We start from the raw sequence: 24367 nt of genomic DNA on the forward strand, positions 1-24367 counted from the left end.
GCGTGTCACACGATCATGACCGTGCCGATCAACGGCATGCCCAGTATCGACAGCTTGTTGATCGTGGATTTGAGGTCCGCGGTCGTAGTGGCGTCGCGGCTGACGGCCAATATCGCCACCTCCGCGCTGGCCGCTGCCAGAGCGAGATCCTCGACATGGCTGGCATCGACCAGGCACAAATCGAAATCGGCCATCATGTCGGCCAGGCCCCGACAGTCAAACGTCGCCGCGAGAAGCGATAGTCGGGGGATCAAGGCAGGTCGGATGAAGGCATGGAGATCGTCGTCCGGATCGGTCGCCATGACCGGCGATTGGCCGAGCAGCCGGTGCTGCAGGAAGTCCGACTGTTTCATGTCGACGAGCAGCGTCCGCAGCCCGCTCATCGCCGCCGATACGGCGACATTGGCGGTCAGGATAGCCGCCTCGTCGACCGCGCCAATCGTGAGTACCGCGATGGAGGAGGGCACCCGTCCGTCGGCCAGGCGAAGTGCAGCCAGTGTCGACTGTATGTCCCGCGCCTGCTCCGCCAGCCGGTCTTCCGGGTCGCTGATCGCCACGACCAGCGGATCGACCTGAACCGGAGCCGGGGCCTCCATTCCGGCCTCTTTGTTCTGGCCCGCAGCGATGAAGATCGCGCCGGGTTCCTCGGTTCTTTCGGTGGATCGGAGTCTCATGACCATTTGGTTCCTTCAAGGCGGAGTTGCTGTCCGATGTGACGGAGATCGGCCTGTCCCAGCATAGGCACTCCGGTCAGATATCCGACGGCATCGCGGCTGCGGACGCGGGGCTGGAGCCATTCCAGCAGGACTGCCGTGCCGATGGCGAGCATCAGGCCCAATATCGTCATCATCAGCAGCCGCACGGGGATGTTCGGCGCGTTCGGCAGCAACGGCGCCTCCGCCGCGTTCAGATGCAGCACGTTCAGCGAGGGGATGCTGCTCTTGGCGCGCAGTTCGGCCAGTTGCTGCGTCTCGGTCTCATATTGCTTCTTGGCCGATTCCACATTGCTTTCCAGCACATTGAGCTTGCCGCGGTCGCCAGCCAGCGACAGCATGCGGGCGCGGTGCTGGTTCAGCAGCGACCGCATGGCGCCCCGGTTGGCCGCAGCAGCGGAACTGGCTGCGGACAGGCTGCCCGACGTCTTGGCCGTTTCCTGCGCCAGTGCTGTCTGCAATTGGGCGAGTTGCGAATGGGCCGCACGCATCAGTTCATGGCTTGGCCCCAGTTCTGCCGACATCTGACGAATTTCGGCCGATTTCGTCGCGATCTGCGCTCGCAATCCCTGCACTACCCCGCTCGACTGCACTTCAGGCATGCTTGCCCCGGCCGCGGCGCGGGCGCCCGCATCGGCTGCAGAAGCCTCGGCGGCGGACAATTTGGACGACAGTTCGCTCAGCCGCGTGCTTTCCGCATCGATCGCGCCGGTCGAGACAATGCCATGCTCGCGCTGGAACTTCGCCAGTTCGCCCTGCGCCCTTTCCATCCGCGTTTCGGATTCGCCGAGGCGCGTCTTGAACCATTCGGCATAGCGCTGGGTGAATTCATTGCTCATCGACAGGCGCGTCCTGTTGAACGCGTCGGCAAAGGCATTCGCCATCTCAGCCGATTTCGTCGCATTGGTGCTGCGATAGGCGATGTCGATGGTGCTGCCCGTTGAGCTGGGCGTGACCTCCAGCCCGCTCTGGACGCGCCGGTTGAGCCATCCCTGGAAGGTCTGGGTTCCATTGGTCTGGTCGAACCATTGCTTGTGCAATTCGGGATCCTTGTCGAGACCCAGGACGCGGGCGACATGGCTCGTGATTGCCTCGCCGCGCAATATCTGCGCCTCGGTCGCCAGCATGGCGGCGGGCTCGCTGGCCGTGCGGGTCTCGCCCGGCAGCGGGTCGGGCGCGCGAGTATCGAACAGCAGCGTGGCCGACGCCACATATTCGCGCGGCGTCATCAATATCCAGATCGCGGTGAGCAGCATCACGCCGCAGAATATTCCCGCCATCAGTCGCCAACGCTGCAATATCGCGCGAATTATGTCCAATATCAGCATAGTCACTATCCTGTTTGATGGCGATCCGATCTATTCAGCGGCGATCTGGCGATGAAAATCGTTCATGCTGATGATGTTTTCGTCGATTTTCTCGCTGTTCTGGGCCGCGAACAGCATGGCCAGAAAAAATTGCGGTGCGAGACTGTCCCGGAATGTAATGCGATCATTTTCCGCATCGATGATCAATGCATTCCTCAACTGGAACAAAATGCAATCGCCTCTTTCATCATTCCTTGCGGCCCGGGTCATGAAACCTTGGGCGGCTGTGGTACGGACGATGGTTTCGATGATGTTCCAGTGCGGGCTGTTCGTTGTGATCACCTTCCGGAACAGCGCTGCATCCTCCGCATTGGTGAGCGCCCAGTCATTCACAGCCCGCGACACCCCCGCCAGCGTGGCAGGCAGGCCGACTTTCCGTTCCTTCCGCTTGATCACCTCGAAACAGGCAAGAGCGCAGAACAGCCGGACATGATAGGGCGACCCGCAGGCGAGATGCGCAATGGTCTCGCGGCTGGCATCGGTGAAGCTCATGCCGACCGACGCCGCACCCCTGGCTATGATGTCGAACACGGCCTGGGATTCTATCCGCGAAATCGGAATCACGGACATGTGACGCCGCAGGGAGGCATGACCCGCGATCAGGGCGTCCACTCCTGCGGCGATGCCCACTGCGACGATATGGACCGGTATCGCCGCGTCGGAAAGCATCTTCATCAACCTGGCGACGTCATGTTGCGCGGGACGGTCGGTGATGCGGTCGAATTCGTCCAGGATCAGCACGAAGCGACGACGCGTGCGAGGCGCGATCTGTTCGATCACGTCCCGTGGATTGACCGGACGATCCGCGGGCCATTCTATCCGCGTCCCTGCCATAGCATCGACATAGGGCTTGATGAGCGCGCCGAAATCCTGATTGGGTTCGCAGGCTGAATAGAGGACGACCAAACCCCGTTCGTCGGCCATATTGGCGAAGACACGCGCCAGCGAGGTCTTGCCGGACCCGCGCGCGCCGTAGATCAGGGCGTGATTGCCCCGGTCCAGTACGCCCTCGCACAGTAGTTCCAACTGGTCCTGCCGGCCGTGAAGATGGCTGGAACTGGTGACGGGCTGGGTCGAGTTGAACCCCTTGCGGATGGCCGACTTCAACATGTCGGCTGTCGAGGACTGTGGCGTAGCAGGTGCAGCGACGGCGGTGCGGATGGCCGCCATGCGACGCGCCAACTCCTCGCTCTTGGTGCGTCTCGGCCTCAGCCATTGAAGTATCCTGGAAAACAGGGACATTTCGGGATCCTTCCCAGCCTGGTCAGAAGATGCGTTCCTGGACAGTGAAGACGTCACCGGGCTTCACCAGCATGTCCAGATCGGCGCGCTTGATTCTCTGATTGCCGCGATTGAGGCTGATCTTCTTTTCAGATCCGCCCAATGTCGGACCTCCCGCCTGCGCCAGCATCTGGCGCAGCGTCATGCCGCTTTCATAGGGGATCTTGCCGGGCTTGTTGACTTGGCCGTAGATGAACACATCCTCGGCCTTGGGCACGAACAGGGAGTCGCCGGGGCGCAGCATCTGCCCGGTTCCTGTCACGCCGCTCAGATCTTCGAGCGGGACGCGGCGGTCCTCCTCGCCCTGGCGCTGCAATATGGCATAGTCGGCTGCATCGGTGCGCGCGCCGCCGGTGCGGGCCAGCATCATTGCGATTGTCTGTGGCCGGTCCAGCGGATAGATGCCGGGATTCTGGAGATTACCGAACACTGTTACGGCCCGGCTGACATAGCTCACGACCTCTACATTGACGATCGGATTGACGAAATAGCCGCCCGCCTTCAACTGGTCGCGCACCTTGGTCGCCAGTGTGCTGGCGGTCACGCCCTGCGCCATGACTTCCCCGACGCTGGGCAGGGTGACGTTGCCGTTCTCCTTGATCCGGGTTTTGACGTCAAATGGATAGGCGCCGAAGACGGACACCCTTATCTCGTCATTGGCGCCCAATATATAACTGGACGCCAGAGCCGCGCCCGGCGCGGCATCCGTCGCCACCGCCGGGACGGCAGCGGCAAGGAATGCGAGGGCCAGGACGGAAAGGGCGGGGAAGATCGGTTTCATGGCCAGTACCTCATAGATCCAGTCCGACGAACAGCAGGCCCGACGTACTTTTATACCGGAACTGGTCGACGGCCGTTGTTCGCCATTCGTGGCGTATCTCCGCTCCGGCATTGAGGCGGCCGCGCAACTGGTAACGATAGCCCGCGAAGACTGCGCTGGTGCGGTCCGACCGTCGCAGCAGTGGAGTGTCGAGCTGCAGCTCGCCCTTGAACAGGCGGCGGCTATAGGTTCCGCCGAGCGAGAGGCTCGACCGCCCGCCGAGCTTCAGATTACCGCGCAGGGTGAAGTCGGTTTGTACGATATAGGTCGCGCCCGTATTACTCTGATTGCGCGAGCTGCGATCGACATCGAACCTGATCGACAGCCGGTTGGAGGGGGTATAGGCCGCCCGTGCTTCCACCCCCAGGCCAGAGAAATCCGCAATGCCTGGCGCGCGCGGCTTGGTCCTGAAATAATTGGCGCCCAGCTGCCAGCTCAGGCGCGGGGCAACGGCCCGACGGAAGAGGATGCCCGCGCGATGATTCTCGGCGCCGTCGGGCAGATCGTCTATTGCCTCGTCGGCATTGGGGCGACGAAAGCGCTCATATTGGAACGTTACGCGGATTTCGCCCAAGCTGGCCATGGAATAGCCGATGCCCGCCATCGCCGTGGACGTATCGATATCGAACACGCGGCGTCGTGAAGCGCTGTTGCTGGTGTTAAGATAGCCGACGGCGGCCACGGGAAAGAAACCATAGGGCTTCTCGCAATCGACGGCGATGCGATAATCCAGCGTTTTTTGGGTGTTGCCGTCGATCACACCCTGATCGGACAGATTCGACTGTGCGAAGTTCAAGCGCGCCCGAGGATGGACATGGCAGTAACCGGAAACGGATAGATCGCCGTCGGCCTGAAGACTGATCCGTTCCCGGTCCAGAAATTCGAAACGCTGGTGGAAATCATAACCTGCCGACCCGATCACCGTCAGCTGGTGAAGGCCGAACTGCCGCCGGTAGGTCACATCCACGCTGGGCGTGATGCGCAGGTCGTCCTGTTCCCCCGTGACCAGATCGTCATTCTGTCGCAGGATGTTGTTGTCGTAGAGCAGGCGCACGGTCGGCCTGACTCGCAAGCCGTCGGGTGGAACCTCCACCTCGGTCTGGGACAAGGCCGCCTGCGGGATCATGAAGGCCGCCGTGGCGGCAGCGCTCATGACGGAAAACTGCTTCATCAGGGCTCTCTTGCAACGATATATTTGCTGAGGATCGCAGCCTGTGGACGCGGGCCGTCGATCGGCTGAACGCTCATCGGATAGCGCGTGCCCCACCAGGCGCCGCCTGCCCAATAGGTCCATCCCATCCAGACGTCGCCATTGGCGCGCAAATGGGTGAGCAGAATGTCGAGACCGTGCAGGCAATTGTCGTTTGGCGGCGCACCGAATTCCCCCAGAAAACCACGATGACCATTGGTCCGCAGCCATGTCGTCGCGCCCGCCAGGTGAGCGTCGATCATGTCCGGACTGACGCAGCTCGTCGCAGTGCCGGAACTGTCTGTGTCGAGATATTGGTGCATTTCGAAGGCATAGTTGCTGCCGGGATCGTGGAAATTTGCGAAGGCGAGCGCATTGGAGTTCGATCCGCCAGCGGTCCAGCTGTGTGCGCCGCTATATTTCGAGCCCGGCACCAGGATGAGATTTGCGGCCCCCGTTCGCCGGATCGCCGCGACGCTGCCGTCCGCCAGCAGCCGCCAGGCGGCGGGCGTCATGCCATAGGGCTCGTTCATCAAACCAAAGGCGATGGCATCATCGCCCTTGTAATGCTCTGCCAGCCGCTGCCACAGATCGGCCAGCATGGCGGAACCATTGGAAATCTGATCCAGCCTCTGGCCGTTATACCGGCCATAATTATGGACATCCAGCACGATGGTCCGGAACGGCGCCAGACTGGCGAGCGACTTGTCGATCAAGGCCATCTCCGTCGTGGAGAGTGGCTTCAACGGCGTCGGCTGCACCCGTTCCCAAAGGATCGGCACGCGGACAACTTGCATTCCCATGTCAATGAAGGGCTGGGCCGTCTTTGCGTCGGGATAGATATAATCCTTCCCGAAGATACCGGGCTTGCGGGCGGAGTTGAATTCCCCACCGGCTATGTTGACGCCCGACAGGGGTGCGCGCCCGGTGGCAGGTTGCTCGGCAGTCAGCGGCAGGGCCAGCAGCATCAGCAGCGGCGCCGTGGCGAGGCGAGTTGCCACCCTCATCGGATGAAGTCCCTTTGTTGCCATGGCGATGTGCCTGCGTCCCCGCTAGGTGCTGAAGGGAAGGAGACATGATGAGCGCGAAAGCCGACCTGCTCGCAAAGGCCCTGCCCGGCGATCCCCCACCCGACATGATGGAGGCGGATGCCTTCCCCTGGTTTCAGGGTGCCGACAATGTGCCTACCCATTTCGGCATGGTGGGATTGCTCCAGGAAAAGGGCAGGGTCGTAGATCTCGGCGCGCCTCAACCGGGCGGCACCCGGCCAATCCATTATCGGCGGTCTTCGGGCGCCTTGCTGTCGCTTTCCCTCCCGATTTCCATGGCTATCGCGGCGGGCGATTTCCTGCTGGTGAAATCGCTGACCTGCCCCGATGGTGCGGTGCGGCCGATCGCTGTGCGTCCACCGGTCAGCCGGGACTGGATCGCCATAGCCGATCTGGAGGCCATATTGCGACAATATGGCGCGGGTGCTTCCCGCTTCGTTCGATGGAGCGCCGGCGCGGGCACGGTCTGCGGTATCGCCGCGCTGTGCGGGGTTGTGGCGCCGGTTACGGCCCTGGCGGGCATGGTCGCGGGCGCGGCCGCGCTCGGCCTCCATCGCCGGGACCGGCGTGACCGTGGGCGCGTCAAGCGCCTGGTCGGTTGAAACGCTCACGCCAGCAACCCTTCATTGCGATACCATGCGACGGTGCGGCGGAAGCCCTCCTCCAGCCCGACGGTGGGCTGGAAGCCCAGCGCTCCCTCCGCCCGCGCGATGGAAAAGGCGCGGTTATGCTTGAAGAAGGTCAGGCGGCGGCGGTGCAGAGGGGGCTGCAGGCCCAGCGGCGCGCAGAGCAGTTCGCAGCCGTGCGCGGCCAGATTGACCAGCCCATATGGTACGGTGCGTTTGGGCGTCGGCACGTTCAGCACATTGGCCGCGGTCGCAACATAATCGCGCAGGGGCAGATAAGTCTTGCCACCAATGATGAACGTGCCGCCGGGTGCTGCGTTGCGCGTCATCGCCAGCAGGAAGCCATCGACCAGATCGTCGATATAGACCGGGTGGAAATTGGGTCGCCGTGATCCGATGAACAGAAAACGGCCCTGTTGCACCAGACGGAACATCTTCAGCATGCGCGTATCGCCCGGCCCGTAAATGGCGCAGGGGCGGATGATGACGACGTCCATGCCGGGCTGCATCATCGCGTCGCGGCAGAGGTCCTCCGCCAGCAACTTGCTTTCCTGATATGCGTCGCGCGGATCGAAGGGTGCGCTTTCGTCGGCTGGCGTTTCCGCCACATCGCCGTGCACGCCGATGGATGAGCAATAGACGAAGCGCGCTACGCCCACCTTCCGCGATTCTGCCAGCAACGCGGCCGTACTGTCGCGATTGGCGCGCAGGAATTCCTCCCGCGTGCCTTCGGACCGGTACATCGCGGCAATGTGGAAGCAGGTCGTCGCACCCTCCACCAATTGGCCAAAGGCATTGGTGTCGGTCAGCGATCCGCCGATCCATTCGATGCCGCTCTCCCTTTCGGCGGCGCTGGGCGGGCGGCGGGTCATGGACCGGACGTGATAGCCCATGCCGATCAGCCGGCGTGCCAGCGCTCCGCCGGTGAAGCCGGTTGCACCGGTGACCGCCACGACAGGGCGCTCGTCCCCGCTCATGCCTCCTTCTCCCGGTCGAAGCGCTGGAGTACCGGATTGCCGATCAGCCTGGTAACGCCAATGAGGCGCAATCCTTCCTCCATCATGCGTACCGGTTTCCCCGCAAGGCGGTGGAGGCCCATGGGCGCGCTGAATTGCTTGAAGCTGCGTCGGGGTGCGAAGCCGTTGCGGCGGAAGGCCTGCTCGATCTGGCCCGGCCAGAAGCTGCGATAGGAGCGCGTGTCCTTCTCGATCAGCCGCTTGATGGGAAAGGTGGCTGCCGACAGCGCATTGGCGCCGATCAATGTCGGATAATCGATGATGACGCTGTAGCGGGCGACGCGACAGAGTTCATCCATCAGCTTGTCCGGATCGTCGATATGGGCCAGCAGCCTGATGCTCGTAACGAGGTCAAAACTGCCGTCCGGGAAGGGAAGGGCCAGCAGATCGCCGGTGACATAGTCCACCCTGCCGGTGTCGGTGCCCTGAAACAATTGCTCGGCGCAGTCCGCCGTCGAGCCAAGGACTGTCGTCTTCAGCCCCATGCCCAGCAGCCCGCCGACAAGTTGTCCATGACCGCCGCCGACATCCAGCGCGCTTTGGTGGACGGGCGGTCCATCGTCGACCAGATCGCGCAGCCCTCGCTCCTGAATGTCGAGCAGATAGGCGCCCGAGGGCCCTGCAAAGCGGCGGGCATATTGGACAGACCCTGTTTCCAGGTCAGGGGGAGGAAGCAAACCAGTCATGCCGCGCCTGCGGTTGCTGCAATGCTCAAGAACGCATGCGGACATGACTGGCCTGACGGCACGCACCGCCCGCGGGGCGGCAGGGGCCTGACCACGGACGCACCTTTTGTGCCGGGAAGGGCCTGCTTCCCGACATGGGGGCAGGCGCGCCGCACGGTTGGGTGCCGCCAGTTGTAGACGTGGAAGCTGCTGTGCGTCGGGACGGGGGTCAGCCGCCGCTCGATCTCATTGGCGATTTCCGGGCGCACGCCCATGGGGTTGCGCCACTGATGATCGGACACGATGACCACGCCGCTATCCATGCAGTCGATGACTTCGGATAGGGCTGCCCTGCTGTCGATCAGCGGGCGGCCGGTGCGGAAGTCGCTGTTGAAATCGGACGGCGGCTTGAGCTCGCCCAGCCGGCTGTGGCTGATGAACAGGTCGAACGGTCCGATATGCGCCAGGGTACGCAGGTCGTCACCGGTGATGAGCAGGCTGCTGCCTTGCGCGATCTGCCGCAGTTCAGCTGTCGCCTTGTCCCATTCGCCATCAGGTACCCGGACGGCGAGTGAGGCGGGTTCCTGCGCAAGGGCCGATGCCATCAGCCGTGCGGAATGACGATAGGCCAAGTCTCCGCCCATCAACAGCAATAGCGCCGTGCCCGCCAGCGCGACGGGGCGCAACGGCGATCCGGTGCCGCCGAGCCGTTCGATCAGCGTGCTTATCGCGAGGCCATAGGCCATGCAGATGAACGGAAAGACATAGTAGCTGTAGCGCCACGCCTTCATCCCCGCGAAGCTGTGGAGCGCCAGGCACAGCGTCACCATGACCGCGCACAGGCTGGCCAGCGAGCGATTGCATCGCCAAGCCGCCACGAGCGCGACCGGCCAGAGCATTAGCATAAGGGGCATTTGCGTCCAGAATTCGCGCAGATAATAATAGGCATCATGCTGCGATCCGACCGCCCAGCGTTCGGCATGGCGATAGCTTTCCAGCGCCGAATCCGCCTGCGACAGGACAATGGCTGCGCCGGCGAGCGCGACTGTGCCCAGTATGACAAGGTGCAGTGGGCGCATCGCCCCAATGGTCTTGCGCTGATCGACCAGCAGCCAGCATCCCATGGTCATCGCGGCGATAGCCGTCACGGGTTGCAGATGGGCGGCGATGGCAAGGCAGAACGCTGCCGCAGTCAGCCATCCCGGCTTGAAACGGCTCTCCGGCCGCGTGGCCACGAACAGGCTTCCCGCCGCAGCCAGGATCGCCAGCGCGTGCAGTGCGTAGAAGCGAGCGAAATGCGCGATATCGAGTGTATAACCGGCAAGCGCGAACAATGCGGCGCCGGTCACTGCGCTCCAGATGCCGCCGCTCTGTCGCAACCAGTGGAAGACCAGTCCCACACTGATGCCCGAACAGAGCAGCGCGGGAATGCGTGCCGCCCAGAGGTCGGACCGCCCGAACAGATCGAAGCTGCTGCCGACCATGACGGTGAACAGGCGCGCCCGTTCATAACGCCCGTCCAGGATCGCGAAGCTGCCGTCCGCGGCCCAGCTACGTCCCGCCAGCAGATGATAGAATTCGTCGATATGGGCCGGGCGCGTCTGAATGGTCAGTGCGTAGACCATGCACGCGAACAATGCCGCAAGCAGGGACGCGGCTGCTCCGGGCAGCGCCATGGGCGCGCGCCGGCAATTCTGCGACGGCAGGGCAACACGCGATCCCAGATGCTCCGATATGGTGGCCATGAATATGATCTCACATTCGGCAAAAGCCGACAGGATGTTCGATGGCCCAAGAATTCGATCTAACAGTATTCAAGTCAATATACGGGAGAACGCCTAGCCGTAGGTATGACTACATAATGGTATGTTTCTGCAATTCATGTGAATGTGTTTCTGAGGTCGCGGAATCGATTGGCGTGGAACCCGATTGTGGAAATCTTGAGGGCATCGCCGGCAATATTTTATAATATTGTAGGAATGAACGCATGGTCGATGTTTCTATTGTCGTCCCTCTTTATAATGAAGAGGACAATATAGGGCTCTTGCATGAAGCGATCAGCCATGCATTGGCGGATTTTCAACCCAGCTATGAAGTCGTGCTGGTTGACGACGGAAGCAGGGATGCGACATTTGTCCGCGCCGCGGAAGTTGTCGAGCGGGACAGGCGTGTGCGCATAGTAAAATTCCGCGGCAATTACGGCCAGACCGCGGCGATGGCGGCCGGTATCCAGAATGCCCGCGGCGACATCATTGTCACGATGGACGGCGACCTGCAGAACGACCCGTTGGACATACCGCGCATGGTCGAGCTGATCCACGCCGGGCATGACATCGTCGTCGGCTGGCGCAGGAAGCGACAGGATGGCGGGCTGCGCGTCTTCGTATCGAAATGCGCCAACCGCATCATGGCCCGGCTGATGGGCGTGGCGGTACGGGATAGCGGCTGTTCGCTGAAGGCCTTCCGCAGTATCCTCATCAAGTGCTTGCCCATGTATGGAGAGATGCACCGCTTCATTCCGGCCCTATCGCGCCTTGCCGGCGCGCGGCTGGCGCAGATCGAAGTCCGGCACCATCCTCGTCAGTTCGGTGTCTCCAAATATGGTTTCTCGCGGATTTATAAGGTGATGCTGGACATCGTTTCGATCCGCATCCTGCTTAGCTTCGTGCGGCGGCCCATGGCATGGCCGCGGCACATGATAGTCGGCATCACCCTGCTTGGCCTGCTGTCCGTCGCGGCAGCGATCTGGGGCGAGGGGCTGGCGCTGCCGATGCTGGCGATTGGCGTACTCTGGCTGTCGCTGGCGCTGTTCCTGCTGGGTTGGGCGGTGATCGGACAGATGCTCGCCAGCCTGACCGGGAATGTTTCCGATTTTGCGTCGCTAGGCGCGAAACTGTCGACCCAAATCAAATCGGGGAATTGAGCAATGGTTGCCACGGCAAAGCTGGATCTGGTCAAAGTCATGGACATCTCTGTCATCGTCCCTGTCCTCAAGCGTTTCGATGATGTTGCAAGCGTCTACGGTGAATATCGGGATAGAATCGTGGCCTCGGGGAAAAGTTATGAGTTCATTTTCGTCGTCGATGGACAGCCGGATTACCCAGTCTCCACGCTGGAGCAATTGCAGCGCGACGGCGAACCCATAGAGATCATCCGCTTCGGCCGGGAGTTCGGCGAATCGGCCTGCCTGCGCGAAGGTATCCGCCAGTCGACCGGACGACACCTGCTGTTCCTGCCCGCCTATTTCCAGATCGGTGGCGCGGCGATCTCCGAACTTCTGGACCATCTGGACGAAGCCGACGTCGTCGCCGCCCGTCGCGACAGGCGGGCGGACGCCATGTTCAACCGGCTGCGCGGCTGGGGTTTTCAGAAGATGGCGCGCTTCGCCGGGGCCAAATATGATGATCCAGGTTGCCTCGTCCGCGCCGTCCATCGGAGTGTGTTCGACGAGATTCCGATCCAGGATGAAAAGCAGCGCTTCCTGCCCCTGCTGGCGGAGGTGCATGGCTTCAAGGTCGTCCAACTCACCTTGCCTCAGGCGGAAAGCGACGCGGGCCGGCCGCAGCATAAGCCGGGCGTCTATTTCGACGTGATGATGGACCTGCTGGCCGTCGGCTTCCTCGTCCGTTTCATGCAACGTCCATTCCGCTTCTTCGGCACTGTGGGCGCGGCGTCGATCCTGTGTAGCCTGGCCCTGATGGCTTTCCTGCTGTTCCAGCGGGAGGTCAGCAATATTCCGCTGAGTGACCGGCCATTGCTGGTGCTGGTCGTGCTGCTGCTGGTGCTGGGCATCCAGATCGCGGCGATCGGCCTGATCGCGGAGATCGTCATCTTTACCCGCGGCGACGGCAAGCAGCATTATCGTGTCGAAAAGATCGTGGAGCATGTGTCCGCCGATGCCTGAAACCATAATAATAGGGGCAGGCATCCAGGGCACCACGCTGGCACTGGCCGCGCTCGAACGGGGCGTGTGCCCGGTCCTGGTCGATCGGGATGATCATCCCTCCGGCGCGTCCGTCAACAGCTATGGCATCATCCATGGCGGGTTGCGTTACCTCCAGTCGATGAACATCCCCCGCTGGGTGCGCAGCCGCCGCGCGCAGAACTGGTATATCGACCGCTATCCGCATCAGGTCCGGCCACTGCGCTGTGTGATGCCGCTCTATGACGGCACCCCCCGGTCGCCCCGCCTGTTCGCCCTCGCGCGAGGACTTGACCATATGCTGCGAACGGCACTCGGCCAGCATGTGCCGCTTCCCAAAGACGGGGCCTGTTCGCGGCAGGAGGTCTTGCAGGCCTATGATGTCGCGACTCACGGTCTGCTGGGCGGCGCGGTCTGGTATGATGCGCAGTTGCTGAACCCGCCCGCGTTGCTGAGGGAAATGCTGGCTGAGGTGGAGCAGCGCGGCGGCGTCGTCCTGCGCTCCACTGAGATAACCGGCCTGATCGAGCAGGGCGGAGGCGTCCGGGCCGTCCAGTTGCGGAACGTGAAGGACGGGCGGGAGCAGAGGATCGCTGCCGACCTGCTATTCGATTGCGGTGGCGCGCAAGCGGGGCGCTGCCTCGGTCCGGCGCGCCGGGTGCCGAGCGCGGCGGTCCTCGCCTTCAACCTGCTGATGGACATTCCCGCGCCCCCCGCCAGCGACGCCTATGCCCTGTCGCCTACGCCCGGCCGCGGCCGCAGCTTCTTCTTTCGCCGCTATGGCGCAGCGACGCTGGTCGGCACTTTCTACCGTCCCGGACCCGGCAGCCTTTCGCCTCAACCGACGGCGGAGGATGTCCGGTCCGCCCTCGCATCCATTCGCCAATGCCTTCCGAACCTTGAACTGGACGAAGGATCGGTGCTGGCCATCTACGCCGGTCTGCTGCCGGATCGTGACGGCAGCGGGCGGGCGCTTCATCCCGGAGACCGGCATTTGCGTCCCGGGCCGGAGGGCTATCATATGCTATTGGGCGGCAAGCTGACCACCGCGCCGCTGCTGAGCGAACAGGTGGCGCGCCGCCTGTGGCCCGCCGCGCTCTTGCCGCAAACCGGCGGATGGCGACCGCGTCATGCCTGAACTGATGATCGACGCGCACGTCCATCTGCATCCCGGCGACGACCCATGGGACAGGTTGATGCAGGCGCATGAACGCATGATGGCGGCGGCGGGTGGGAAGGATTGCCTGGCTGTCTTCATGCTGGCGGAGCAACAGGGGTGCGATGCGTTCGGAACGTTGAAGGCATCGGCGCGGACCACGGCGGAACCGGAAAGCCTCTGGCTGGAAACCGGTTCGGCCGACCTGCTGGTGCTGGCCGGAAGGCAGGTCGTCAGCGCCGAAAGGCTCGAGATGCTGGCGCTGGCTACGGCCGCCGACTTTGTCGATGGCGCGCCGGCCCAACAATTGATCGAGGCGATGGACGCTGCGGACGCGCTGATCATCCTTCCCTGGGGCGTCGGCAAATGGGCCGGTGCGCGAGGGCGGCTGGTCGACAGGCTGCTGGCCGGAGATTCGGAGGAGCGACTGCTGTTGGGAGACAATGGCGGGCGTCCTGCTTTCTGGCCGGAACGTCGCTTCCGCCATCGGACGGTTCTGCGCGGATCGGACCCCTTGCCGTTGGGGGGCGATGCCCGGCGGATCGGTACTTTCGGGACCATGGTGCAGGGCAGGCTTTCGGCCGATCGTCCCGGCCGCGACCTGCGCCTGCTGATCCGCTCGACCGGCAGGCAGGCGCGGCATTATGGTGCGCTCGCCGGGCCGTTGCATTTCCTCGGCAACCAGTTTCGCCTGAGAATGGCCTCATGAAGATATTGATGCTGGCGCCACAGCCCTTTTACGAGGAACGCGGCACGCCCATTGCCGTGCGAATGGCAGCCGAAGCCTTGGCTGCGCAGGGACATGAGGTTGATCTGTTGAGCTTCCATGAGGGGCGCGACGTGCCGATGCCCGGCGTGCGGCATCACCGCATCGCGGCTCCGCCGGGGGTGCGGAATGTCCCGATCGGCTTTTCGCTCAAGAAGCTCGCCTGCGATTTCTGGATGCTCTTCACCGCGATCGGCCTGCTTCGGCGCTATCGTCATCATGTGATCCACGCTGTCGAGGAGGCGGCCTTCTTCGCGCTGCCCCTGTCCCGGCTCTTCGGAATCTGCCTCGTCTATGATGCGGATTCGATCCTGAGCGAGCAGATCGTCGAGAAATGGCCCGGAGCCGGCGTCTTCGCCTGGATCGTTGAGCGATGCGAGCAATTCGTCTTCCGCCGCAGCGATCTGGTGATCGCCGTCTGCCCCGCCATCCTGCAAAGCGCCAGCCGTTTCGCAGCCCCCGGGCGCATCCATCTGCTGCCCGACGTCGCGATGGAAGGACCCGCTGCTGCAGCACCCGTCGAAGATCTGCGCCTCTATGCGAAGGATCGTCCGCTCGCGCTCTATGTCGGCAATCTGGAATCCTATCAGGGTGTCCGCCTGCTGATCGAAGCGATGGCGGCCCTTGCGCCTGTTGAGCGCCCCACGCTGGTCGTAATAGGCGGCCAGGCGGACCATGTCGCGCAGCATCGGCAATTCGCCTTGCAACGCGGGCTGGAAGGCGACGTGCATCTGTTGGGGCCGCGCCCGCTGGATGGCCTCAGCCACTATCTGGCGCAGGCGGACATCCTCTGCTCGCCGCGCCTGAAGGGCCGGAACACGCCGATGAAGATCTTCTCCTATATGGCGTCGGGCAGGGCGCTGCTGGCAACCGATATCGAAAGCCATTCCCAGGTTCTGGATGGTCGTTGCGCCATGCTGACACCGGTAACGCCGCAGGACATGGCGGAAGGGCTGCGACGGCTCTGCGCTGACGACGCGCTGAGAGAGGGTCTGGGGAAGGCGGCGGCCACAAGGGCTCGGCTCGACTATGGCCATGCTGCCTTCGTCGAGCGGCTGCGGAGCGCTTATGCCGTGCTTTCGTCAGATGTCACGACACCCCCTTCGCCCACGGCGCTGGAGGCCGCATGACGGCCATCGGCACCAGCGCGCGGGTGGTGAAGGGCGCACCCTCCAGCCTGTTCGCCGCGCTGGGTTTCGGTCTGTCGGGCGCAGCCTTCACCCTGGGCATGCTTCTGCTGGCGCGGGTGCTGCCGGTGGAGGCTTATGGCCGTTTCACGCTGGCGGTTGCTTTGTTCAATATCTTCGGCCTGCTGACGCCGATGGGCGTGGATCAGTTGTTCCTGCGCGGGCCGATGCGGGCGGGAAGGGGCTTGCTGGCTTTCCTCATCCTCTCCGGCCTTGTGGTGGGCGGTGTGGTGGGCGCGGTAACTGGCCTGCTGGGCGGACTGCACCGGGGCGAGGCATGGCTGACGGCCTTGGCAATTGCCGGCGGCGGGCTTGTCGCGGCGACCAGCACCGGCCTTCGCGCATGGGAGATGCCCGGTGCCTCCATGCTGCTCGCGATTTCGGCCAGTTTCATCCTCCTGCTTGCCGGAACCCTGACTGTCCTTCTCGGCATCAAGCATGGGGCGACGCCTCTTGCCATATTCGCCGCCGGAAACATCGTCTTCGGCGCGATCGGCTGGAGTCTTTTGCGATGCAGGGCGAAGGAAGGCGATGTCGGCCATCCCGCCCGGCGCTGGCGCGAGGCGGGGTCAATGCTGGGCCTCGTCGCCCTCGGCACGCTGTCGCTACAGATCGAACGGATCGTCATTCCGATCCTGCTGGACCTGAAGGATCTGGCGTTGTTCGGCGTGCTGGCGTCGGTCGCGATTTTTCCCTTCCGCCTGCTCGCTTCCGGCGTTGGCTTCACCCTCGCGCCCCGGCTGATCGGTGCGGAACCGGCGCGCCGACAGGCCATTGTGCTGGCGGAGGCCAGGCCGCTGCTCGCGGTGATCATCGTGGCGACGGCGGGCCTTGCCGTCTGCGGCCCGTTGCTCGCCACGATGGTGACCGGTGGCCTCTACGCCATCAGTCCGGCCCTGGTCTTCGCCGCCTGCGTGAACGGTGTGGGAAAGGTCGCCATGGCCTTCCCCCGAGCGATGCTCACGGCGGCGGGATCGCCCGCCGATCTGGTGCTGCTCAACGGATGGGGCGTGGTGGGTCTGGCGCTGACGGTCAGCGGTGCGCTGGCCGGGGCCGCTTACGGCATCACCGGGCTGCTATGGGGCGCGACGCTGGGCGGTGCGATCCCCACGCTCTTTACCCTGCACCTCGCCTGGCGTCGGCTTGGAAAGGATTGAGACATGACCACCCAAATGGGCTTTTCTGAGATGATGCAATCCCTGTACATCGGATCGGCGTCGCTTGATTATCGCAAGACCGGCAGGCTATTGCGCGAGATGGAGGCGCAGGCCGGCGTGCGCGTCGCGCTGATGGGCAATGTCACGCTGGACCTTCTCACCCCCTTCCTGCGTGTGGAGGCCGCGAAGGTCGGCCAGATGTCCGCATTCCATGTCAGCCCCTTCGGTCAATATATGCAGGATCTGCATGGCGAGGCGCTGCAGTGCTTCGATCCCCACGTCATCGTTCTGCTACTGTCGGCGGAGGTGATGCGGCCCGATGCCTTCGCACGGTTCCATCAACTTTCCGTTGAGGACCGTCATCGCTTGCGGGCCGATATGGCGGCGGAGATAGAGGGTTGGATCGACAGCGCGGTCATGCGCACCACAGCGACGCTGATGGTAGCCAATTTCCCCTGTCCTTCCAGCGCGCTGGGCGTCGCGGACCTCAGCAGTGAATATGGCGAGCGCGAATTCTTCCTGGAGCTGAACCTGGCGTTGATCCGCGCCGTACGGGCGCGCCCCAGGGCGATGATGCTGGACGTGGTCGAAGCGATGGGCCGGGTCGGCGCGCGGCATGCGATAGACCGCCGGATGCACTATCTCGCCGGGTTGGGCTGGACCGACATGATGATGCGGGAATTCGGCGCGGTCTTCGCCCATGCGCTTGTGGGCGCACTCGGAGCAGCGCGCAAATGCCTGGTGCTGGACCTCGACAACAGCCTGTGGGGCGGGGTGGTGGGCGAGGACGGGCCGCACGGTATCCGCATCGGCCGCGGCGACATGGTGGGTGAGGCGTTCCGTGCCTTCCAACTCCGCATCAAGGCGCTCAAGGAACGCGGCATCATGCTCGCATTGTGCAGCAAGAACAATCCGGAAGATGTCGAGGAAGTGTTTCGCCTGCGTACCGACATGCCGCTACAATTGTCGGACATGGCGGCGACGGCGATAGGCTGGGATACCAAATATGCGAGTATAGAGAAGATCGCGAGCCAGCTCAATATCGGTCTGGACGCTCTGGTGTTCCTGGATGACAACGCGGCGGAGATCGCGGCCGTGCGGCAATATTGCCCGGATGTCCATGCGGTGCTTCTGCCGCCAGATCCGTCCGACTTTGTCGATATATTGGACGCGCTGCCCTGGTTCGAGAAAAGCCGGTTGACGGCGGAGGACAGGGCCAGGACCGAACAATATGCGCTGGCTGCCAAGCGGGAGGCTCTGTGTGCTTCCTGCGATCCGATGGATTATCTGCGCGACCTTGACATGCGCGCGGCGGTCCGCGACGCGGGGCCTGCAGACCTGCTGAGAGTGCATCAGCTTTTCAACAAGACCAACCAGTTCAACCTGACCACCGGCCGCCCGACCATGGGGGAGGTGGAGGCGATGATGACCGGCCCGGCATGGCAGCTCATCGTTGCGGATCTGCGCGACCGCTTCGGGGAATTGGGCACGGTCGCGATCTGCGCCTTGAGGCGAGAGGGCACGGCGCTCCATATCGGACATTTGCTGATGAGTTGCCGCGCCATGGGCCGCGGCCTGGAACATGCCATGATGAATGAGGTCAAGCGTCGCTTTCTGGAAAGCGACGCCGCATTCCTGCACGGCAGCTACGTTCCGACGGCCAAGAACGATCCGGTGCGCGGCTTTTTCGACGATCAGGGCTTTGCCGCCATCAAGGGCGGCGACGGCACGGACTACGCGCTTTCCCGCGCGGATGTCGCGTTCAGGGAATGCGACTGGATCATGCTGGAGGCGAGATGATGACTGTGGATATGGACGACCTGCTGAACCTCGTCGGTGATATCATCGAAGTCGATCCGTCCCGGATAGACCTGCGCCTGGACCGGGACGGGGTTCCCGGCTGGGATTCGCTGGCCCATCTGCGGATCATCACGGCGTTCGAAGCGCAATATGGCGTGCGCCTCAGCATGGAGCAGATTGCCGGAATACGTACGGTGGAACAATTGTCGCAGACATTGGGCGAGGCATGACGCCATGCGCCTGGGTGTCGCCATACGCCGTTTCGCCATTCCAGGCTTCGTGCACAGCCTCTACCATCTGTTCGTCGGGCGCGCGATCGTCAGCCCGCGCGCGGAACTGGAATGGAGCAGGCTGCTGAAGATCGGTCGCAAGTCGCAGATCAGTTCCTTCGTGAAGATCAAGGCGAGCGAAGGGCCGGTGAGGGTGGGTGAACGGACCGACATAGGCTGCGGCGTGTTCATCGCCGGGCACAGCCATGGCATCGTCATCGGCAACGACTGCCTGATCAGTCCCAACGTATCGATTATCGGCGTCAATTACCGTTATGACCGCGCCGACCTGCCGATCCGCGAACAGGGAGTGCAGTCGGCTGGCCCGACCCGCATCGGCAACAATGTCTGGATCGGCGCGGGCGCGGTGATCCTGGACAATAGCCAGATAGAGGATGGCGCGATCATAGCGCCGAACGCGGTGGTGTCGGGCCGGGTGCCCGCCATGTCGGTCATGTCGGGCAATCCCGCCAAGCTGGTGTTCATGCGCCGATGAGGCTCTTCGTCACCGCCCGGCTCGACGACCTCTATGCGCGATGGACCCGCTGGCGTCTGCGGGTGACAGGCGGCAAAGGGGGCCGTGCTCTGCGGGTGCGGGGTGGCGTGCCCTATCTCGCTGGGCAACTTGTTCTGGGTGAGGCCGTGCGCTTGCGCAACGAGCCCGCCCGCATCAGGCTGAAGGCCGTTGGCAGCGGCCGGATCGTCCTGGGCGATCAGGTGTCGCTCAACAGTGGCGTCACCATCTTCAGCGCCGCCAGCGTGGAGATCGGCGCCTTCAGCCGGATCGGGGACCATGCCAGCCTGTTCGACACCAGCTTCCATGCGGTCCATGAGGGGCATGCCGCACGGCCCCGGCCGATCCACATCGGCCGCAACGTCTGGATCGGGCGCCACGCCACGATCCTGCCGGGCGTGTCGATTGGCGATCACAGCGTGATAGCTGCAGGTGCAGTGGTGTTCGAGGATGTTCCCGCCCGCCAGCTCTGGCGCGGCAATCCAGCGGGTTTCGTCAAGCATGTCCGCGCGGGCGACGATTTCATAAGGCGATAAGGGAAGCATCATGTCCCCAACCACTGGCGGCATAGCCGGAAAAATCCGATCGGGCATGGCCTGGTCGCTGGTCGAAAGCTGGGGCGTTCAGGCGATTCAGTTTCTGGGGTTCATGATGGTAGCCCGCTATGTCGACGCCGCCGCGCTGGGTGTGGTCGCCATGGCGCTGCTGGCGGGGCAGTTCTTCCAGATGACCTTGCTGTCGGGCATAAGCGCCCCGATGGTCAGCGCGGGGCGCGACGATCCCGATCTGGACGATACCGCCTTCTGGATCGCCTTCACGATCGGCGCGCTGATGCTGCTGCTCACCCTCGCCTGCGCGGGTGTTGTGGAGCGGACGCTGGAGCAGCCGGGACTGGCGTGGGTGCTGCACTGGCTCAGCATCGCCAATTTTCTCTCCGCGCTGAACGTCGTGCCCCAAGCCTGGCTGACCCGGGCGTTGATGATGCGACCGCTGGCGGTGCGATCCACCCTGTCGACCTTGGCGGGCGCGCTGATTGGCATTCCGATGGCCATGGCGGGCTATGGGCTGACGGCGCTCGTGATGCAGAATATGGCGACCGCTCTGGTCGGCACTGCGATCCTCTGGGCGGGGTGTTCCCGGCGGCCGCGCTTTCGCTTCGTTCGGAAGAAGGGGCAGGAAATCTTCTTTTACAGCCGCCATGTGACGCTGACGGGCATCGCCAATTTCTTCAATTCCAACTCCGACGTGCTGATCGTGGGCGTTGTCTTGGGTGCGGCGGCGACGGGCGTCTATACGGTCGGCAAGCGCGCGCTGCTGGCGGCCAATCTGCTGCTGGCGCGGGCTCTCTCCCGGATCGCCTTCCCGGCCTTCTCGCAGCTCAAGCATGATCCGCCGCGATTGGCTGCGGCCTTCCTCAAGCTCGTCTCCGCGACATCGCTGATCACCACCCCGGCCTTCGTCGGCATGGCGCTGGTGGCCGATTCCTTCATCCATCTCTTCTTCGGGCCGCGCTGGGCAGGAGCGGTGCCGGTGATGCAATGTCTCAGCTTCTTTGGCGCGCTCCAGGCAATCGGCATTTATAATCAATCGCTTATGCTTGCCCTTGGTAAGCCACAATGGCAGACGTGGTTGGCCGCCCTCTATGCCGTGGTGAACTGCACCCTCTTCCTGGCGGCGGCGGATCAGGGGCCGGGCGCGATCGCAGCCGCCTTCACGCTCCGCGCCTGGTTGCTTTATCCGCTCTCCGTCCTGGGCGTGATCCTGTTGCTGCCGATCAGCTGGAAGGACTATTGGAAGGCCGTTCGGCCGGGCTTGTTCGCGTCCGCAGCCATGGCGGGATGCGTATTGGGCGCGCGGCCTTTTCTTGTCGAGATGGCGCCGGCGGAAGTCCTGACCCTCACTATCCTCATCGGAGCGCTGACCTATGGCATGGCCCTTTTGTTGCTCGGGCGAAACGCTCTGGTTCAGCTGTTGATGTTCGCCAAGGGGCGGTACGGAACAGTGTAACCTATGCTAGCATATTGCTCTTGGGCGATTTTGTTGCCGTAAAGATGTAAAATTCCGTAGCAATACCTACTAGGCAATCCCCGATCATGCTGTTACGACCATTGCAACGCAGCAATTTCCCTTAAGCTATTTCCCTTAAAGGGGCTGGCGTATGGGATGATGCATGAGCTGAGCCGGGCCGATCCCGGCCGGGTCCAATAAATACGGTAAACCGAGGTCGCAAGAAATAGTTCTGGGCTATAAGCGCGGAGTGAAAGACTATGCTTGCAACCGGCGCCGATGAGCGTCTTCAGCGGCGTTTCTCGCTGGCACTCATGCGTAATGCGTCGCAGCGGTTCACCCCTGCCGCGTGGATTGTCGAAGTGCGTTGGAGCGGCCTTGGCAAATATATTGCCTCGCTGATCATCGTCTTTCTCGCCTCCTCCTGGATTTTCCGCGACGGGGTCGCGTCGCTGGCTGCCGAGGACTATGCGATCCTGACCCTGATCGTGATTTCCGTCGCAACCCTGATGGGAATTGGCCCGGCCGCTGTCACTACTACCGGCCTGCTGACGGTCATCTACGCCATTGTCGACGTGCAGATCAGGGGCGGAAGCGGCGAGGACGGCCTGGCTTTCCTGCTGGTCATGGTGGCGGCCAATGGGGTGGCGTTTAAATCCACCTTCTGGCGCGCGCGGGCGGAGCGGCAAGGCGCCTATGTCAACCGGCTGACCGAGCAGTTGAAGCTGTTGACTGACGGATCGGTCAACTATGCCCTCTATATGACCGATGTGGAGGGGCGGGTCGTCCACTGGAACAGGGGCGCCCAACGCTTCACCGGTTGGGACAGCCGCGACATCATGAATCGCCCCGTATCGCTGCTCTACTCACAGCTTCCCGGCATGGGGGACAATATGGCCGAAGCCTTCGCCCTTGCCAAGGAGCATGGGAGTTGCGAATTCGACTGCTATTTCATCAGGAACGACCGTAGTGCCTTCATGCAGAATTGCGTGGTGACGGCGCTGCGGGACGGCAAGGGTCGGCTCCAGGGTTTCGCCAAGCTGGTACGCGACGTGACGGCGGAAAGGGCGCAGGAAGTCGCCCTGCAGGAACGGGAAGCGGAACTGCGCTCCATTCTGGAAACGGCCCCCGATGCGGTGTTCGTCGTCGATATTTCGGGGCGAATCGATTATATGAACAGCACCGCCTGTCGCATGTTCGGCTATGGTCTGCGCGAACTGGAAGGCGGAGAATTCGATCTTCTCCTGACCGGGGCGCAGCCGCCGCGAGAGGTTCGCGAAGAGCCTCTCCATGTCGAGAGCGATACCCCGCTATCCTATCCACGCAGGCTGATCGGTCGCCGCCGCAATGGCTCCAACTTTCCTATCGAGATGAGCTTCGTGAAGATGGAGGGCGCGCATGAGACGCACTATACTGCCTTCATCCGCGACCTGACCGAACCGGAGGCGACCAAGGCGCGGCTGGAACTGCTCCAGACCGAGATGCTGCACGGTACCCGCTACAGCGCAATGGGTGCGATGGCATCGATGCTGGCGCATGAACTGAACCAGCCGCTGACCGCGCTCGCCGCCTATATGGAGGGCAGTTCGATCCTGCTGATGCGCGGGCAGGAGGCCGACCGGCCGAAGCTGAACCGTATCTTCCGCTCTGCCGCGCAAGAGGCGGTGCGGGCCGGCGCGATCATGCGCCGCCTGCGGGATTTCGCCAGCGACGGCGAGGCGCTGTTGGAAATTCATGATGCGCAAGATGTGGTGCGCAGCAGCCTGGCGCTGATTGCGGCCATGGCCGCGGCGGCGGACATCACCGTGGAAATGGAGGTCGCGCCGGACACCGGGTCGATATTTGCCGATCCGATCCAGATTCAGCAGGTGATCGGCAATCTCTGCCGGAACGCCATCGACGCCATGCGCGACGAGCCGGAACGGCGACTGACCGTGCGGGTCGCGGCGGCAGATGACCTCACTACGCATTTTCTCGTTTCCGACACAGGCTCGGGCATTCCACCCGCGATCAAGGACCGGATTTTCGATGCCTTCGTCAGCAGCAAGGAAGAGGGTACCGGCGTCGGCCTGTCCATCTGCCGCACCATTGTCGAAGCCCATGGCGGACGGATCTGGCTGGAACCGAGCGCCACGGGAAGCTGCTTCGGTTTCAGTCTCAGACGCAAGAAGGGAAACGCCATTGGAAGTCACTAAGCTGATCCACATCGTGGATGACGAAGATTCCGTTCGCGCCGCAACGGCCTTCCTGCTGGAGCTGGAGGGCTATACGGTCCGTACCTGGCAGCGCGGCACGCATTTTCTGGCTGCGGCCGCGAATGAGCCGACGGGTTGCGTGATCATGGATCTGCGTATGCCGGAAATGGACGGGATAGAGGTGCAGCGGCGTCTGAACGAGGCGGAGCTCTATTTCCCAATCATCATGCTGACCGGCCACGGTGACATTGCCTCCACCGTGACCGCGATGAAGATGGGCGCGGTCGATTTCCTGGTGAAGCCGTTCGAGCGGGAAACGCTGCTGCGCGCGGTGGAAAATTGCTGGACGCTGTTCCAGGATAGCGGTGCGCGTCGTCAGCGGGCGATACGCGCCGGGGCCATGGTGGAAAAGCTCACGCCCCGGGAGCGCGACGTGCTGTCGGGCCTGACCATGGGCCTGCCTAACAAGCATATCGCGCTGCAATTGGGGATCAGCCCACGTACCGTGGAAATACATCGCGCCAATCTGATGTCCAAACTGGAGACGCGAAGCCTGTCCGATGCGTTGCGCGTGGCCTTTGCCGCAGGGATCGGCGGGCAGTTGGATTGTTGAGAAGACTGGCGATTTGCGACCTGTAGGTTTTCTGCGCTGAAGAGGCAGTTTCTTG

Annotated in this window: 23 protein-coding genes; 14 read left to right on the top strand and 9 right to left on the bottom strand. The window is 63.1% G+C overall.

Features of this window, described 5'->3' with window-relative positions; translation table 11 throughout:
* Nucleotides 1-5 precede the first annotated feature (5 nt).
* The 6 genes from MRBLSP13_RS17725 to MRBLSP13_RS17750 all read right to left on the bottom strand — a co-directional run bounded on the left by MRBLSP13_RS17725 (nucleotide 6) and on the right by MRBLSP13_RS17750 (nucleotide 6377).
* Nucleotides 6-674, bottom strand: a complete 669-nt coding sequence (locus MRBLSP13_RS17725) for a hypothetical protein (RefSeq protein WP_363755860.1) — start codon at nucleotides 672-674, stop codon at nucleotides 6-8.
* Nucleotides 671-2041 (bottom strand): exopolysaccharide biosynthesis protein, encoded by a 1371-nt coding sequence (locus MRBLSP13_RS17730; RefSeq protein ID WP_363755862.1) that lies wholly within the window; start codon nucleotides 2039-2041, stop codon nucleotides 671-673. The genes MRBLSP13_RS17725 and MRBLSP13_RS17730 overlap by 4 nt, the downstream gene beginning before the upstream one ends.
* Nucleotides 2042-2071: 30 nt before the next feature.
* Nucleotides 2072-3250, bottom strand: coding sequence for an ATP-binding protein (locus tag MRBLSP13_RS17735; protein ID WP_363755864.1), 1179 nt, complete (start codon nucleotides 3248-3250; stop codon nucleotides 2072-2074).
* Nucleotides 3251-3344: 94 nt separating this feature from the next.
* Complete coding sequence (locus tag MRBLSP13_RS17740) at nucleotides 3345-4142, bottom strand: polysaccharide biosynthesis/export family protein (protein WP_363755865.1); 798 nt, start codon at nucleotides 4140-4142, stop codon at nucleotides 3345-3347.
* A gap of 10 nt (nucleotides 4143-4152) precedes the next feature.
* Complete coding sequence (locus MRBLSP13_RS17745; RefSeq protein WP_363755867.1) at nucleotides 4153-5352, bottom strand: outer membrane beta-barrel protein; 1200 nt, start codon at nucleotides 5350-5352, stop codon at nucleotides 4153-4155.
* Complete coding sequence (locus MRBLSP13_RS17750; RefSeq protein ID WP_363755869.1) at nucleotides 5352-6377, bottom strand: glycoside hydrolase family 5 protein; 1026 nt, start codon at nucleotides 6375-6377, stop codon at nucleotides 5352-5354. Before MRBLSP13_RS17750 ends, MRBLSP13_RS17745 begins: the two co-directional genes overlap by 1 nt.
* A gap of 68 nt (nucleotides 6378-6445) precedes the next feature.
* On the opposite strand from MRBLSP13_RS17750, the gene MRBLSP13_RS17755 reads away from it, so the two are divergent.
* Nucleotides 6446-7021: a hypothetical protein gene (locus MRBLSP13_RS17755; RefSeq protein WP_363755871.1), complete on the top strand. Its 576-nt coding sequence runs from the start codon at nucleotides 6446-6448 to the stop codon at nucleotides 7019-7021.
* 5 nt (nucleotides 7022-7026) lie between these two features.
* On the opposite strand, the gene MRBLSP13_RS17760 is transcribed toward MRBLSP13_RS17755, so the two are convergent.
* Genes MRBLSP13_RS17760 through MRBLSP13_RS17770 form a run of 3 tightly spaced genes read right to left on the bottom strand, consistent with a single transcriptional unit; the run spans nucleotide 7027 to nucleotide 10471 of the window.
* Nucleotides 7027-8022: an NAD-dependent epimerase/dehydratase family protein gene (locus MRBLSP13_RS17760; RefSeq protein WP_363755873.1), complete on the bottom strand. Its 996-nt coding sequence runs from the start codon at nucleotides 8020-8022 to the stop codon at nucleotides 7027-7029.
* Nucleotides 8019-8747: a class I SAM-dependent methyltransferase gene (locus MRBLSP13_RS17765; RefSeq protein ID WP_363755875.1), complete on the bottom strand. Its 729-nt coding sequence runs from the start codon at nucleotides 8745-8747 to the stop codon at nucleotides 8019-8021. Before MRBLSP13_RS17765 ends, MRBLSP13_RS17760 begins: the two co-directional genes overlap by 4 nt.
* Nucleotides 8744-10471, bottom strand: a complete 1728-nt coding sequence (locus MRBLSP13_RS17770; RefSeq protein WP_363755877.1) for an ArnT family glycosyltransferase — start codon at nucleotides 10469-10471, stop codon at nucleotides 8744-8746. The genes MRBLSP13_RS17765 and MRBLSP13_RS17770 overlap by 4 nt, the downstream gene beginning before the upstream one ends.
* Before the next feature lie 242 nt (nucleotides 10472-10713).
* Here MRBLSP13_RS17770 and MRBLSP13_RS17775 point away from each other — a divergent pair, with 242 nt between their 5' ends.
* From MRBLSP13_RS17775 to MRBLSP13_RS17835, 13 genes are all read left to right on the top strand, one after another.
* Nucleotides 10714-11649, top strand: coding sequence for a glycosyltransferase family 2 protein (locus MRBLSP13_RS17775; RefSeq protein WP_363755879.1), 936 nt, complete (start codon nucleotides 10714-10716; stop codon nucleotides 11647-11649).
* A gap of 3 nt (nucleotides 11650-11652) precedes the next feature.
* Nucleotides 11653-12630, top strand: coding sequence for a glycosyltransferase family 2 protein (locus MRBLSP13_RS17780; protein ID WP_363737351.1), 978 nt, complete (start codon nucleotides 11653-11655; stop codon nucleotides 12628-12630).
* The gene (locus MRBLSP13_RS17785) at nucleotides 12623-13786 is read left to right on the top strand and encodes an FAD-dependent oxidoreductase (protein WP_363755880.1); all 1164 of its coding nucleotides are present in this window, start codon (nucleotides 12623-12625) and stop codon (nucleotides 13784-13786) included. Before MRBLSP13_RS17780 ends, MRBLSP13_RS17785 begins: the two co-directional genes overlap by 8 nt.
* A complete protein-coding gene (locus MRBLSP13_RS17790) occupies nucleotides 13779-14513 on the top strand; it encodes a hypothetical protein (protein ID WP_363755882.1) in 735 nt (244 codons plus the stop codon). Before MRBLSP13_RS17785 ends, MRBLSP13_RS17790 begins: the two co-directional genes overlap by 8 nt.
* The gene (locus MRBLSP13_RS17795) at nucleotides 14510-15700 is read left to right on the top strand and encodes a glycosyltransferase (protein WP_363755884.1); all 1191 of its coding nucleotides are present in this window, start codon (nucleotides 14510-14512) and stop codon (nucleotides 15698-15700) included. The genes MRBLSP13_RS17790 and MRBLSP13_RS17795 overlap by 4 nt, the downstream gene beginning before the upstream one ends.
* Nucleotides 15697-16914, top strand: coding sequence for a polysaccharide biosynthesis protein (locus tag MRBLSP13_RS17800; protein WP_363755886.1), 1218 nt, complete (start codon nucleotides 15697-15699; stop codon nucleotides 16912-16914). Before MRBLSP13_RS17795 ends, MRBLSP13_RS17800 begins: the two co-directional genes overlap by 4 nt.
* A gap of 3 nt (nucleotides 16915-16917) precedes the next feature.
* The gene (locus tag MRBLSP13_RS17805) at nucleotides 16918-18714 is read left to right on the top strand and encodes an HAD-IIIC family phosphatase (protein WP_363737346.1); all 1797 of its coding nucleotides are present in this window, start codon (nucleotides 16918-16920) and stop codon (nucleotides 18712-18714) included.
* A complete protein-coding gene (locus tag MRBLSP13_RS17810) occupies nucleotides 18711-18944 on the top strand; it encodes an acyl carrier protein (protein ID WP_363737345.1) in 234 nt (77 codons plus the stop codon). The genes MRBLSP13_RS17805 and MRBLSP13_RS17810 overlap by 4 nt, the downstream gene beginning before the upstream one ends.
* Before the next feature lie 4 nt (nucleotides 18945-18948).
* Nucleotides 18949-19479 carry an acyltransferase gene (locus tag MRBLSP13_RS17815; protein ID WP_363737344.1) on the top strand — a complete coding sequence of 177 codons (531 nt, stop codon included), beginning with the start codon at nucleotides 18949-18951 and terminating at the stop codon, nucleotides 19477-19479.
* On the top strand, nucleotides 19476-20033 hold the full coding sequence (locus MRBLSP13_RS17820; RefSeq protein ID WP_363737343.1) for an acyltransferase: 558 nt from the start codon (nucleotides 19476-19478) through the stop codon (nucleotides 20031-20033). The genes MRBLSP13_RS17815 and MRBLSP13_RS17820 overlap by 4 nt, the downstream gene beginning before the upstream one ends.
* Before the next feature lie 10 nt (nucleotides 20034-20043).
* Nucleotides 20044-21504, top strand: a complete 1461-nt coding sequence (locus MRBLSP13_RS17825) for a lipopolysaccharide biosynthesis protein (protein WP_363737342.1) — start codon at nucleotides 20044-20046, stop codon at nucleotides 21502-21504.
* A gap of 260 nt (nucleotides 21505-21764) precedes the next feature.
* On the top strand, nucleotides 21765-23699 hold the full coding sequence (locus tag MRBLSP13_RS17830; RefSeq protein WP_363737341.1) for a PAS domain S-box protein: 1935 nt from the start codon (nucleotides 21765-21767) through the stop codon (nucleotides 23697-23699).
* Nucleotides 23686-24312, top strand: coding sequence for a response regulator transcription factor (locus MRBLSP13_RS17835; RefSeq protein ID WP_363737340.1), 627 nt, complete (start codon nucleotides 23686-23688; stop codon nucleotides 24310-24312). The genes MRBLSP13_RS17830 and MRBLSP13_RS17835 overlap by 14 nt, the downstream gene beginning before the upstream one ends.
* Nucleotides 24313-24367 lie beyond the last annotated feature (55 nt).

The organism is Sphingobium sp. LSP13-1-1.1 (genome assembly GCF_040676415.1).
GTDB lineage: Bacteria > Pseudomonadota > Alphaproteobacteria > Sphingomonadales > Sphingomonadaceae > Sphingobium.